Source organism: Gluconobacter frateurii (genome assembly GCF_002723955.1).
Classification (GTDB): Bacteria; Pseudomonadota; Alphaproteobacteria; order Acetobacterales; family Acetobacteraceae; genus Gluconobacter; species Gluconobacter frateurii.
Map to the genome: position 1 here is coordinate 65,332 of NZ_BEWN01000002.1, position 12,959 is coordinate 78,290.

Sequence of the window (12,959 nt, forward strand, 5' to 3'; positions counted from 1 at the left end):
CGCTGAATAGAAGGGGACAGGCTCAGGACAGAGCCTTTTCCAGTCGGCGAAGCGCTTCCTCAAGAATTTCAGGCTTCTTGCAGAACGCAAAGCGGATCAAATTTTGCGGGGCCGCAGAACCATCAGGATCGTAGAACGCAGAAACTGGAATAGTCGCAACACCAGCATGCTCAACCAGCCACTTTGCAAACTCCACATCCGTCCGCCCCTGCGCATGTCGCGTAATGTCCGCCACGATGAAGTAACTTCCATCAGCCGGAAGGGTCTCAAACCCTAAACGATGCAAACCATCCCGCAAAAGGTCCCGGCGCAGTTCCAGGTCGTCTGAAAGGCCCTGATAGTAACTGTCATCCTTATTCAGGCCATGAGCCACCGCCCGCTGAAGATTGGGCGCCGTGGCAAAAACCATCACCTGATGCGCCTTGGCAATCACAGATGCCAGCGCAGCCGGCGCAGTCACATAGCCGACCTTCCACCCTGTCAGAGAGAAGCTCTTTCCCGCACTGCCAATCCTCATGCACCGCTCCCGCATGCCCGGCAGCGTCATCAACGGAATATGTTTCACGTGGAACGTCAGATGCTCATAGACCTCATCGCAGACCACATAAGCATCATGTTCCCGCACCAAGTCTGCAATCAGGTCCAGCTCTGCCCGCGAAAATACCTTCCCTGCCGGATTCATCGGTGAATTCAGAATCATCGCTTTGGTCTTCGGACCAAAAGCAGCTCTGAGTTCTTCTTCCGGGAGCTTCCAGTGCGGTGGCTGCAAACGCACGCATTTTGGAACAGCCCCGATCAGCTTCAGCATGGGAAGATAGGTGTCATAAAGCGGCTCAATCAGAACCACTTCATCACCAGCTTCCACAACCGCCATCAGACAGGCCGCAAGCGCTTCAGTTGCACCAGACGTCACGACGACTTCCGTCGCAGGATCGATCTCCAGCCCATAGAAACGCTGGTTGGAAGCCGCAACCGCGTCACGCAGTTCTGGCAGTCCGGTCAGCGGGGCATACTGGTTCCGGTTATCCTTCAAAGCCTCGGCTGCCACCGCAATGATATCCGCAGGTCCCTCAGTATCCGGAAACCCCTGCCCCAGATTAATCGCATCATGCTTGACCGCGAGCTGGGACATGACCGTGAACACAGTTGTGGGAAGCGACGAAAGATAACGATTGGGCGTTTTCATGAACCAGCACTTTGGCAGAAGCAGAAAGGAATTTTTACCATTGCAGGAGGAGCGACGCCTGAAAAGCCACCCCTCCCTCAGTACGTTGCCTTGAGGGCTCTCCCGTAATCACACAGGCAGACGCGTCTTCACCTGAGAAATCCTGAATTTTCCCGATCGGACAACACACGCCAAGGAACATTCTCTCCATACCTTATATGAGAGAAAGCCATACCTGAGTAGTTGAAACCCCGTTTCCGGACATTTCCTTTCCTCAAAAGATGATAAAATGAAGCGCTGTGTCGTACTCGACAGATGGGAAATTGTCCCGTAATCGTTTTGAAGCCGTTCACACGATGCAAGGCGACAGATCGATGGCCAGAAAAGCCCCTACTTCCTCCACCGCCAAACCGAAAGCTGCAGCTCCGCGCCGCGCTTCCGCCAAGGCAGCAACACCAAAGACCAAAGCCGTAGCTGGCAAGCCACCGGCACCAAATCCCGCGGCCGTAGCCCGCGTGTTCGAAATGATCCAGGAGCACGCGGCTGAATTCGTCGATCTGCGCTTCACCGATCCCAAGGGCAAATGGCACCACACGACCCAGACGGTCTCCACCATTGAAGATGATACCTTCGTTGAAGGTTTCATGTTCGACGGTTCGTCCATCCAGGGTTGGAAGGCCATTAACGAGTCCGACATGGTCCTGCTGCCGGACCCGGAAACGGCCGTCATGGACCCGTTCTCCGCAAAGCCACAGCTCATCCTGTTCTGTGACATCGTCGACCCAAAGACCGGTGGTTTCTACAACCGTGACCCGCGCTCGACAGCAAAGCTCGCAGAAGCCTACCTGAAGGAAGCTGGTTTCGGCGACACGGCATTCTTCGGTCCGGAAGCAGAGTTCTTCATCTTCGACAACGTGCAGTTCGGCACGGGTCCGAATTTCGGCACGTACCAGCTCGACAGCATCGAAGGCCCAGGCTCTTCGCTGAAGGCTTACCCGGAAGGCAACATGGGCCATCGCCCTGTCGTCAAGGGTGGCTACTTCCCTGTCCCGCCGGTGGACAGCGAGAACGACCTGCGCGCTGAAATGCTCTCCACGATGGGCGAAATGGGCCTGCCGATCGAGAAGCACCATCACGAAGTTGCACAGTCCCAGCATGAGCTCGGCACGAAGTTCGCAACGCTCGTGAAGTCCGCTGACTTTATGCAGATCTACAAGTACTGCGTGCACAACGTCGCCCACTCCTACGGCAAGACGGCCACCTTCATGCCGAAGCCAATCGCTGGCGACAATGGTTCGGGCATGCATGTTCACCAGTCTATCTGGAAGGACGGCAAGCCGACCTTCGCTGGTGACAAGTACGCGGACCTGTCTGACGACGCGCTGTACTACATCGGTGGCATCATCAAGCACGCGAAGGCCCTGAACGCCTTCACGAACCCATCCACTAACTCCTACAAGCGTCTGATCCCGGGCTTCGAAGCGCCTGTGCTGCTCGCATATTCCGCAGCCAACCGCTCCGCTTCGTGCCGTATCCCGCATGCGACGAACCCGAAGGCAAAGCGCGTTGAAGTCCGCTTCCCGGACCCGACGGCAAACCCGTACCTTGCCTTCGCTGCCATGCTGATGGCTGGCCTGGACGGCATCCGCAACAAGATCCACCCTGGCGACGCCATGGACAAGGATCTGTACGAACTGCCGAAGGAAGAACTGGCTCAGATCCCGACGGTCTGCGGTTCGCTTCGTGAAGCCCTCGAAGCCCTCAAGGAAGATCACGCGTTCCTTCTCGAAGGCGGCGTCTTCACCAAGGACCAGATCGAGAGCTACATCGACATCAAGTGGGCAGAAGTCTACAAGTTCGAACACACGCCGCACCCGGCAGAGTTCGAGATGTACTATTCGGTCTGATCCGAACAGACATCTGTCAAACAGAAAGCCCGGCCATCGCGCCGGGCTTTTTTGTGCGCAGTTTCCCTGCTACGGCATCCCATATGATGCACCCCGCCTTCGAGGCTTTCTCAACCTCCATCCTGCCGGTTCTGGATATCGCCGGCACCGCTGTGTTCGCCGTCTCAGGAGCACTGGCGGCCGCGCGTGAACGCCTGACGATCCTCACATTCATGTTCTTCGCCGCCATAACAGGCGTCGGAGGCGGAACCGTGCGTGATCTGCTGATCGGCGCCCCGGTCGCATGGATGCACAACTCCACGGGCATCACCGTCTGCATGGTCTGTGCCCTGCTCGTCTGGTTCACCCCTGGACGCCTCTGGTCAGAACGCGCCGTGGACTGGTTCGATGGAATGGGAATTGCTGCTTACGGCGTGTACGGTTCCGCCAAAGCCATCGCTTACGGCATCCCCCTCGTTCCGGCAGCCCTTATGGGCATTGTCAGCGCCTGCATGGGTGGCATCTTCCGGGACGTTCTGGCAGGCGTTCCATCCATTATTATCCGCCCTGAACTCTACGTGACAGCCGTGGCACTCTCATCCTGCAGCTATGTGCTTCTGACCGCAGCAGGCCTCAGCACAACACTCGCAGCCGCAATCGCCATTACTGCCGGTTTTGCCTTGCGCGCCCTCGCCCTCATCAAAGGGCTTGGACTTCCTCACTACCGGAAATAACCTTCACCCCAGACGGGAAAGACGATCACCATGCGCTTCGTAACCTGCCTGCAAAAGCTCCTGATAGCGCTTCCGTTCTTTCTCGCTCCGGCATGTAGCAGGGCAGTGGACTTTGACATCGTAGTTCTTGGCGCAGAGGGTGGCCTGGAAGACGGAAACCTGAGCGCCTATTTCATCCGCCCAACCACGTCAGACAAAGGTGTCCTCTGCGATGCAGGAACCATACTGCACGGCCTGAAGAAAGCCACCAAAGCCGGCGCTTTTGATAAACGCGCCCTGACATCAAAGACCTTGTCCCCGGAAGGCGAAATCCTTCACGACAGGATCACCGCCTACCTCGTCAGTCATGCCCATCTGGATCATATCGCTGGCCTCGTGGCTGTCTCGCCAGATGACGCCCCCAAACCCATTCTGGCGCTTCCTTCCGTCAACGCAGTTCTGGCCGAGCACGTCTTCAACTGGCAGATCTGGCCCAATATGGGCGATCGCGGCCCCACACCCCGCCTCGGCCTGTATCATTACCAGGACCTTGAACCCGGAAAAGCCGTTTCCCTGCCGCAGACCCCGCTTCAGGTTCAGGCTTATCCCCTCAACCATGGCGGCGTGGAATCAACCGCTTTCCTGCTGACCAGCGGATCAGACGCGCTGCTCTATCTAGGCGATACAGGCCCAGATACCCCCCAGCACTCGGACAATCTTCATCACCTCTGGCAGGCAATCGCACCACTGGTTCAGCAGAAACGCCTGCATGCCATCCTGATGGAATGCTCCTATGACAACAGCCAGCCCACCAGCCGCCTCTACGGCCATCTGACACCACACTGGGTCCAGGAAGAACTGGAGGATTTGCAAACGATCGCGGGAACCAGCCTGCAAGGCCTTCCCGTCATCATCACGCACGTCAAACCAACGCTTAAACATCAGGATGACCCAGTGGGCCATATTTTCGGAGAATTGAACGCCACAAACACGACGGGCGTCCATTTCATCATGGCACGTCAGAGCCTGCACCTCAGGCTCTGATGGCCAGGCAGCTTCAATCAGCCAACAACGTCAAAACCAACATCTTCAACGGTGTCCTTCAGTGCGGAAGGCGAAACCTTTGCCTCGTCATACTGAATGACAGCCTGAGCCGGCTCCAGCGTGACTTCCGCTGCCGACACACCCGGCACAGCCTCAAGCGCCTTCTGAAGCTTGCCTGAGCACCCCGTGCAGGACATGCCCTCAACCTTGAACGTCACAGATGCAGTCATGGGTGTCTCTCCTTTATCCCTGTTCCGTCGCTCCAACAGCGGCACCCCAGAAGAGACACATTCCCATTGGAATTGAAACTGCGGAATTGAAACTGCTTTCAGACCCCATCGCTGATTTCATCCAGAGGCTCCACGCGCATCAGCTGCACCGTAGCATCCAGTCGATCCAGAAGCCCCGCCAGAGCCCGGAAATGCGGCGTTTCAAGATGCTGCTCGAAAGCCTCCGTAGATGCCCAGCGTTCCTCCGCCGTAAACCGCCCTGCCGTCTCCATGTCCCGACTGATCACATAACGCTGGCAGCCTGCTTCCTTGCGGGACGCCACCGTACAGCGCACCAGTTCCAGCTCCAGGTCGCGCGCCCTGTCAGCAGAAACAGTCAGGATAGCGACAACACAGGCAGAATGGCTCATCATAAAATCCTTCAGGAAACGGAAAGCGGCACCGCCATGAAACATTCGATCCATGACCCTACCAAAACCCGTTTCTAAAAGATCGGTTTTCAGAAGTCTCGCCCATGTTTCACATGAAACATCCTTTCCCAGTCGCCGGAACCAGCACTCATGAGCCTTGAAAGCGTCAAAGCAGATCTCGCCACTCGCGCCCCAGATCTCTCCGTCATCGTGACAAGCAGCTCCACAGCGACCGTCGAAGAGGCCGCCGCCACACATGGCGTCGAACCGGACCAGATCGCCAAAACCCTCGGCGTCAAGGTCGGATCAGGCCCGAACGCCAGAACCGTTCTCGTCGTGATGGCAGGCACAAAACGCCTGGACAACCGCCTGACGAAAGAAGCGCTCGGCGGTCGTCCCCGCTTCCTCAACGGTGAAGAGGTTCTGGCCCTGACAAGCCACCCACCGGGCGGCGTCTGCCCGTTCGGGCTCCCCGAGCCTCTCCCTGTGTACTGCGATGACTCCCTGCGCGCTTTCGAACAGATCATCCCCGCTGGCGGAGCTACCAATGCTTCCGTGGTCCTCACGCCGCAACGCCTGGCAGAACTGACGTCCGCCACATGGGTCAGAGTCAGTATCTGATTCTAGCCTTCATCCAACAAAAAAGGCGCCCCTCTAGGGCGCCTTTTGCATCAAAACCAGACCAGCTTACGCGTCTGCATAGGTGGAAATATCCGGGCAAGAGCAGACCAGATTCCGATCGCCCCAGGCATTATCCAGACGCCCTACCGGAGACCAGTACTTGGACGTGGAAACACCCCCAGGGAAACATCCGGTCTCACGGCTGTAAGACCGATCCCACGCACCTGCCAGATCCGCCGTCGTATGCGGCGCAAAACGCAGCGGGCTGCTTTCGATGGCAACCGCACCCGCCTCCACTTCGGAAATCTCCTTCCGAATGGCGATCATCGCATCGCAGAACCGATCCAGTTCAACCTTCCCCTCAGACTCTGTTGGCTCGATCATGAACGTCCCCCCTACGGGGAAACTGACCGTCGGCGCATGGAACCCATGGTCAATCAGACGCTTGGCAATATCGTCCACCGTCACACCAACCGCATCCTTGATCGGCCGCAGATCAACAATGCACTCATGCGCCGTAAAGCCATTGCTGCCCCGATACAGCACCGGGTAATGCGCTTCCAGACGCGTCGCGATGTAGTTCGCATTCAGAATGGCCACTTCCGTTGCACGGCGCAGTCCCTCATCGCCCATCATCATGATGTACGCTGCAGAAATCGGCAGAATGGACGCTGAACCATATGGCGCAGCAGAGACAGCAATCCCGTTCTCACCCGGCAGATACGGCGCCAGATGGCTGCCCACACCAATCGGCCCCATACCCGGCCCACCACCGCCATGCGGAATGCAGAACGTCTTGTGCAGATTGAAATGCGAAACATCAGCCCCGTACAGGCCCGGTCGTGCCAGACCAACCTGCGCATTCAGGTTCGCACCGTCCAGATAAACCTGCCCACCAGCCGCATGAACAAGATCACAGATCTCGACAATCCGTTCCTCAAACACACCATGCGTGGACGGATAGGTAATCATGATGGCCGCCACACGCCCGTCATGCTGCGCGATCTTCGCCTTCAGATCCTCAACATCAACGTTGCCATTGCTGTCACAGGCCACAACAACAACACGCATCCCCACCATGTGGGCAGACGCCGGGTTTGTCCCATGCGCGGAAGCCGGGATCAGGCAAACATCCCGATCCATATCTCCACGCGCCTGATGATACCCACGGATCGCCAGAAGGCCCGCAAACTCACCCTGCGCGCCAGAATTTGGCTGAAGCGACACAGCATCGTAGCCAGAAATCGCACACAGCGTCCGCTCCAGATACGCAAACAGTTCCGCATACCCAGCCTGCTGATCCTTCGGCGCAAACGGATGAATCCGCCCGAACTCCGGCCAGGTAATGGGAATCATTTCCGCCGTCGCATTGAGCTTCATCGTGCAGGAGCCCAGCGGAATCATCGTCCGATCCAGCGCCAGATCCTTGTCAGACAGAGACCGCATATACCGCAGCAGATCCGTCTCCGAACGATGAACATGGAACACCGGATGCGTCAGCAAAGCCGCCTGACGGGACAGCACCTGAGGCAGACCTTCTTCAACAGAAAGCTCGCGCTCCAGAACTGCAACACGCGCCTCATCTGCCCCAAAACACTGCCACAGCGCCCGGATGGTCTCTGGCGTCGTCGTCTCATCACAGGACAGACCAATCCGTCCTTCGCCCGCATCACGCAGATTGATCCCGGCATCCAGAGCCTTAGCAAGGATGCCTTGCGCGTCGGAACCAGCCTGAACTGTCAACGTGTCGAAGAACGTTTCCGTCTCTACCGTCACACCCAGAGCCTTCAGCCCTGCAGCCAGAATAGCCGCCAGACGATGCGTGCGACCCGCAATCGCCTTAAGCCCCTCCGGCCCATGATACACCGCATACATGGACGCAATGATGGCCAGCAGAACCTGCGCCGTGCAGATGTTGGACGTCGCCTTCTCACGGCGGATATGCTGCTCACGGGTCTGCAACGCCAGTCGATACGCCGGGCGCCCGGCACTATCACGCGAAACACCGACCAGACGACCCGGCATATGCCGCTTGTAAGCATCCTTCGTCGCTATGAACCCGGCATGCGGGCCACCACCGCCCATCGGCACGCCATAACGCTGCATGGACCCGATGGCGATGTCCGCGCCCAGAGCCCCCGGACTTTCCAGCATCACAAGAGCCAGCGGATCACAGGTCACAGCAACAATACCGCCCTGCGCATGAACAGCCTCAATCACACCACGCGGGTCACGCACAGCCCCGGACGACCCCGGATAGGACAGCAGCGCACCAAACACGGACGCCGCATCCAGATCCGTCGCCGGATCACCCACCACAATCTCCCAGCCCAGCGGCTCGGCCCGCGTCTTCAGAACAGCCAGCGTCTGCGGATGCGTATCAGCATCTACGAAGAACCGGTCGGACTTGGACTTGCAGACACGCTTGGCCAACGCCATCGCCTCCGCACAAGCCGTGCCCTCATCCAGCAGGGACGCATTGGCGATATCGAGCCCCGTCAGATCCGCCACAAGCGTCTGGAAGTTCAGCAGCGCCTCAAGGCGTCCCTGGCTGATTTCCGGCTGATACGGCGTGTACGCCGTGTACCAGGCCGGGTTTTCCAGAATATTGCGCTGAATGACGGGCGGCAGAACCGTGTCATAATATCCCTGCCCGATCATGGACGTCAGAACACGGTTCCGGGACGCAATCTCCCGCAAACGCGCCAGAGCCTGCTGTTCCGTCAGCGCCGCGCCAATCCCGTGATCGCCACGATCAAGAATGGCTTTCGGAACCGTCCGGTCAATCAGATCTTCAAGGCTGGACGCCCCGATCGTCTGCAACATCTCCGCAATTTCAGAGGAGCGTGGGCCAATATGGCGGGAGCTGAAGTCTTCGGTCTGTTCAGGCCACAGGATCGTCACGGTATCGTTCTCTGGAAGTCTTGATGGGCAGGGAAAGAAAAATGGGCCCGGCAAAAGCCAGACCCATCACAGAATGTCAGAGGCTCTTGTACTGCTCTGCCGTCAGAAGAGACGTCACGTCATTCGGGTTGGAAACCTTCATCTTGAAGATCCAGCCCTCACCTTCCGGGTCATTACCAACCAGCGTCGGTTCATCAGACAGCTTCGTGTTGAAGCCAGACAACACACCCGCGACCGGAGCATAGATGTCAGACGCCGCCTTGACGGACTCCACAACCGCAGCAGCATCGCCAGCCGCCACGTCCGTGCCTTCATCCTTGGCTTCCACGAACACCAGTTCGCCCAGCTCTTCAGAAGCATGAGCCGTGATGCCCACAATTGCTTCTTCCCCGTCCAGACGGATCCATTCATGCGATTTGGTATAGTAAGTCGTCATCGCTGCTTTTCCTTGGCTTAACGCTTGAAACCGGGCGCCACAAACGGCATCGCCCGAACATGAACCGGAACGAATTTTCCACGCAGTTCGGCAAACAGCACCGTGTCATTGTCTGCATAGTCTGTTGCGACATATCCCATCGCCACAGGCGCCTGGACCGTCGGGCCAAACGCCCCTGACGTCACCAGACCGATCTCTTTCTGGCCTTCCGCATCCGCAAAAAGCTTCGCCCCCGCACGAACAGGCGCACGCCCCTCCGCCATCAGGCCAACACGCTTGCGGCTGACACCCTCACGGACCTGACGCAGAACGATCTCTGCACCCGGATACCCGCCTTCCCGGGAACCACCCTCGCGCCGGGCTTTCTGAATAGCCCAGGCCAAAGAGGCTTCAATCGGCGTGGTCGTCGTGTCGATGTCATTGCCATACAGGCAAAGCCCCGCTTCCAGACGAAGCGAATCCCGGGCTCCAAGCCCGATGGGAAGAACCTGTGGCTGAGCCAGCAACGCCCGCGCAACAGTCTCTGCATCCGCGGCTGCGCAGCCAATTTCGTAACCATCTTCCCCGGTGTAACCCGAACGCGACAGCGTCACCGAAACACCAGCAAGCTCCGTCTCAATCACATCCATGAACCGCATCTCTGCCGCTGCCGGACAAAGAGGTGCGATAGCCTCCTGAGCCTGCGGCCCCTGCAACGCCATCAACGCGAGATCAAACTGCCGCGTCACAACACAACGGTCGGAAAGAGCGGCTTCAATCAACGCCGCATCCTGCTCCTTGCAGGACGCATTCACCACGACGAACAGATCATCACCCATATTGGCGACCATCAGATCATCCAGAATGCCTGCAGCGTCATTCGTCAGAAATCCGTAACGCTGCCGCCCCTTCGCCAGCCCCGCATAGTCAGCCGGAATCAGGCTTTCGAGTGCGAGCGCAGCGTCCCGGACATCACCATTTCTGGCAGCAATCCGGATTTGCCCCATATGGGAGACGTCAAAAAGCCCAGCCTTGCTACGCGTGTGCAGATGCTCGGCCATCAGCCCGACCGGATACTGAAGCGGCATCTCATAACCCGCGAATGGCACCATTTTGGCGCCAAGTTCCAGATTGAGAGCATGAAGAGGAGTACGCTGGAGAGAGTCGGTCATGGGGTAGGTCCGGCCCGGTCAGAACGTGAAGGTGCAGACGCGCCCGGAGTTTCCGGATAACGCCGCCCCTTCTGTCCTTTCGCCTGAGATCGCTATCCCGTCGGCGGGTACGTCAGGCGCACCTCTCTCCAGAATTTACCGACCAACTCGGTCCTTTGGCCTGAGAGTTTCCGGGGCGGTTGCTCCTTCGGCGCCAGCCCTGAAGGCCGGTCTCTCCCGTATTGGTCGGGTCCGATCCTGCCAGTTTCCCGAATTCTTCGCAATCGTTACGATCTGTTCTGCGTTACGATTCCTGGACATTTTTAGACTTTGAAAGGAGCCATAATGGCTAGCGAACTCACCATCATCGCAGAATTCTCCATCAAGCCGGAGAACCGCTCTCTTTTTCTGGAAAACTGCGCCTATGACAGCGAACGCTCCAACGCAGACGAACCCGGCTGCCTCGCCTTCGACGTCATTACATCCAACGAAGACCCCAACACCATCGTACTGGTCGAACGCTACACGGATCAGGCAGCATTCGACGCGCATCTCAAGACACCCCATTTCGCAAAATTCGCTGAAACAACAAAAACCCTGGGCGCAGTCGAAAAAAGCGTCCGATTCTTCACAAGAACGGCCCCGTAACATGCGCACCCTGAAAAACAGCGCCCTCGGATGCACCCTTCTCCTGGTTGCAGCCTGCGCATCATCCAGCCCGACCAAACCGGCGCACGCCGGGATTGGCCTGCCCAATCCCGCCAGCGTAAGCTGCATCAAACAGGGCGGAACGCTTGAAATCGTGACTGGGCCAGCCGGTCAAAGCGGAATGTGCCACCTCCCTTCCGGACAGACCTGCGAAGAGTGGGCGCTCTACCGTGATCACCGCTGCCAGAGCACAGTGCAGCCCACGAAACCATAATCGCTGCCAACCGTTTTCCTTCCCTCCAATGACGGCGGGAAAACGGCTTTCCTTCTTTTCATTGATTCCTTCAGACTAAATACATAACATGTTATGTATTCTATCCACACTATCCACCTAAGGCAGTTTTCCCATGCGGAATCAGGCTCCGTGTCTCTCCATTGGCTTCCTCGCCACCACAACAGGGCGCCTTTTTACGCGCCTGATGGAACAGAAGCTGAAACCCGCTGGAATGCGCGCAGGCCAGATCCCGGTCTTTCTCGCTTTAGGAAAAGGAGAAGTTCTCAATCAGAAATATCTGGCCGAGTTCGCAGGGATCGAACAGCCTGGCATGGCCACCCTGCTGGCACGCATGGAGCGTGATGGCCTCATCGAGCGTGAACCCGACCCCAATGACAAACGCATCAGCCTGATCCGCCTGACACCAGACGGACTGACCAAAAGCCAGAAAATCATTCCGATTATGGAAGAAGCAAGTGAGGAAGCGTTTAAAGGCTTCACCCCACTTGAGAGAGACATTCTCATAACGCTTTTGGAACGGATGAGCAGCAGTCTCGAACGCTGTATTTAAATTCCCCTTACCTTAAAGAAAGTGAGGGGAAGAACACCTTACTTGTCCGTCTTCGGAAGGTGCTCGGCAATATACGGCGGCAGATTAAAAGACCCGACGTGGATTTCCGGCGTCCAGTAACGCGTCGTTCCAAGAATATTGGCTGCCTCTGCACGCGCACGGATCTGCTCCAGCGTCTGCGTGTTCGGTGACTGGCCCTTGGACGCCATACCCAGCGTCATGAAGCCGCCAACATAGGTCGGAACAGCCGCAACATAAGCCGAGACATGCGGGAAGAATTTCGCACGACGGAGGCTCGTCTCATACAGTTCATCAGCCTGCATAAACGGCACACCGCACTGGTTCACGATCAGACCTTCATCCGACAGGATACGTGCACAGTTGCTGTAGAATTCATCTGTAAACAGGACTTCACCCACGCCAATCGGGTCCGTGCTATCAACGATGATGACGTCAAAAGATCCGTCAGCAGCCTTGGCAACATAATCAATGCCATCGCCAACAATCACTTCCGCCCGCGGATCATTCCAGGCATCCCCTGCAATGTTCGGCAGATGCTGTTTGGAAAGCTCGATCACCGCACCGTCGATTTCCACCATGACGGCTTTTTCAACAGTCTTGTGCTCAAGAACCCGACGCAGAACGCCACCGTCCCCAGCACCAATGATCAGAACGCGCTTGGCACATGGATGCGCCAGGACCGGCACATGCGTCAGCATTTCCTGATAAACGAACTCATCGCGTTCCGTGATCTGGATGACACCATCCAGAACCAGCACACGACCATGGCTGGAGCTCTCAAAGACCACCACATCCTGGAAGTCAGATTTAACGCGTGCAAGCTCACGCGTGACCAGAAAACGCTGTCCCCAGTCCGGGTACAGGGTCTCATTGATCCATGTTTCAGCCATGGTCTTCAATTTCCTT

General features: G+C 57.5%; 14 protein-coding genes and 2 riboswitches. Of the genes, 7 read left to right on the forward strand and 7 right to left on the reverse strand.

The genetic code is table 11. From position 1 onward, the window contains the following. Positions 1–22: 22 nt before the first annotated feature. Positions 23–1,186, reverse strand: coding sequence for an aminotransferase (locus GFR01_RS05730; RefSeq protein WP_099181670.1), 1,164 nt, complete (start codon positions 1,184–1,186; stop codon positions 23–25). 503 nt (positions 1,187–1,689) lie between these two features. Between GFR01_RS05730 and glnA the strand changes: the two genes are divergently transcribed. The 3 genes from glnA (at position 1,690) to GFR01_RS05745 (ending at position 4,808) form a co-directional block, all read left to right on the forward strand. After that, the gene (gene glnA / locus GFR01_RS05735) at positions 1,690–3,072 is read left to right on the forward strand and encodes a type I glutamate--ammonia ligase (protein WP_063904928.1); all 1,383 of its coding nucleotides are present in this window, start codon (positions 1,690–1,692) and stop codon (positions 3,070–3,072) included. A gap of 83 nt (positions 3,073–3,155) precedes the next feature. Beyond that, positions 3,156–3,785, forward strand: a complete 630-nt coding sequence (locus GFR01_RS05740) for a trimeric intracellular cation channel family protein (protein WP_099181671.1) — start codon at positions 3,156–3,158, stop codon at positions 3,783–3,785. A gap of 30 nt (positions 3,786–3,815) precedes the next feature. After that, positions 3,816–4,808 carry an MBL fold metallo-hydrolase gene (locus GFR01_RS05745; RefSeq protein WP_099181672.1) on the forward strand — a complete coding sequence of 331 codons (993 nt, stop codon included), beginning with the start codon at positions 3,816–3,818 and terminating at the stop codon, positions 4,806–4,808. A 17-nt stretch (positions 4,809–4,825) separates the two neighbouring features. Here the strand turns inward: GFR01_RS05745 and GFR01_RS05750 are convergent, their stop codons facing one another. Beyond that, entirely contained in the window at positions 4,826–5,038 is a 213-nt protein-coding gene (locus GFR01_RS05750) for a heavy-metal-associated domain-containing protein (protein WP_099181673.1), read from the reverse strand. 98 nt (positions 5,039–5,136) lie between these two features. After that, positions 5,137–5,451 carry a putative quinol monooxygenase gene (locus tag GFR01_RS05755; RefSeq protein ID WP_240284985.1) on the reverse strand — a complete coding sequence of 105 codons (315 nt, stop codon included), beginning with the start codon at positions 5,449–5,451 and terminating at the stop codon, positions 5,137–5,139. Between the two features lie 147 nt (positions 5,452–5,598). Between GFR01_RS05755 and GFR01_RS05760 the strand changes: the two genes are divergently transcribed. After that, positions 5,599–6,069, forward strand: a complete 471-nt coding sequence (locus GFR01_RS05760) for a YbaK/EbsC family protein (protein ID WP_099181674.1) — start codon at positions 5,599–5,601, stop codon at positions 6,067–6,069. Positions 6,070–6,135: 66 nt separating this feature from the next. Here GFR01_RS05760 and gcvP read toward each other — a convergent pair whose 3' ends face one another. The 3 genes from gcvP to gcvT form a co-directional block, all read right to left on the reverse strand. Further along, positions 6,136–8,973, reverse strand: coding sequence for an aminomethyl-transferring glycine dehydrogenase (gene gcvP / locus GFR01_RS05765; protein WP_167384219.1), 2,838 nt, complete (start codon positions 8,971–8,973; stop codon positions 6,136–6,138). Positions 8,974–9,049: 76 nt separating this feature from the next. Continuing rightward, entirely contained in the window at positions 9,050–9,409 is a 360-nt protein-coding gene (gene gcvH / locus GFR01_RS05770) for a glycine cleavage system protein GcvH (protein WP_099181676.1), read from the reverse strand. A gap of 17 nt (positions 9,410–9,426) precedes the next feature. Then, positions 9,427–10,560: a glycine cleavage system aminomethyltransferase GcvT gene (gene gcvT, locus GFR01_RS05775; RefSeq protein WP_099181677.1), complete on the reverse strand. Its 1,134-nt coding sequence runs from the start codon at positions 10,558–10,560 to the stop codon at positions 9,427–9,429. Between the two features lie 61 nt (positions 10,561–10,621). Continuing rightward, positions 10,622–10,698: riboswitch (glycine riboswitch) on the reverse strand. Then, a riboswitch (glycine riboswitch) is annotated at positions 10,699–10,789 on the reverse strand. A gap of 95 nt (positions 10,790–10,884) precedes the next feature. Here gcvT and GFR01_RS05780 point away from each other — a divergent pair. The 3 genes from GFR01_RS05780 to GFR01_RS05790 all read left to right on the forward strand — a co-directional run bounded on the left by GFR01_RS05780 (position 10,885) and on the right by GFR01_RS05790 (position 12,032). After that, on the forward strand, positions 10,885–11,187 hold the full coding sequence (locus GFR01_RS05780) for a putative quinol monooxygenase (RefSeq protein WP_099181678.1): 303 nt from the start codon (positions 10,885–10,887) through the stop codon (positions 11,185–11,187). Position 11,188: 1 nt separating this feature from the next. Further along, positions 11,189–11,461, forward strand: a complete 273-nt coding sequence (locus GFR01_RS05785) for a putative hemolysin (protein WP_099181679.1) — start codon at positions 11,189–11,191, stop codon at positions 11,459–11,461. A 133-nt stretch (positions 11,462–11,594) separates the two neighbouring features. After that, on the forward strand, positions 11,595–12,032 hold the full coding sequence (locus GFR01_RS05790; protein ID WP_063904837.1) for a MarR family winged helix-turn-helix transcriptional regulator: 438 nt from the start codon (positions 11,595–11,597) through the stop codon (positions 12,030–12,032). Positions 12,033–12,070: 38 nt separating this feature from the next. On the opposite strand, the gene speE is transcribed toward GFR01_RS05790, so the two are convergent. Further along, positions 12,071–12,943, reverse strand: a complete 873-nt coding sequence (gene speE / locus GFR01_RS05795; protein ID WP_023944404.1) for a polyamine aminopropyltransferase — start codon at positions 12,941–12,943, stop codon at positions 12,071–12,073. Between the last annotated feature and the right edge of the window lie 16 nt (positions 12,944–12,959).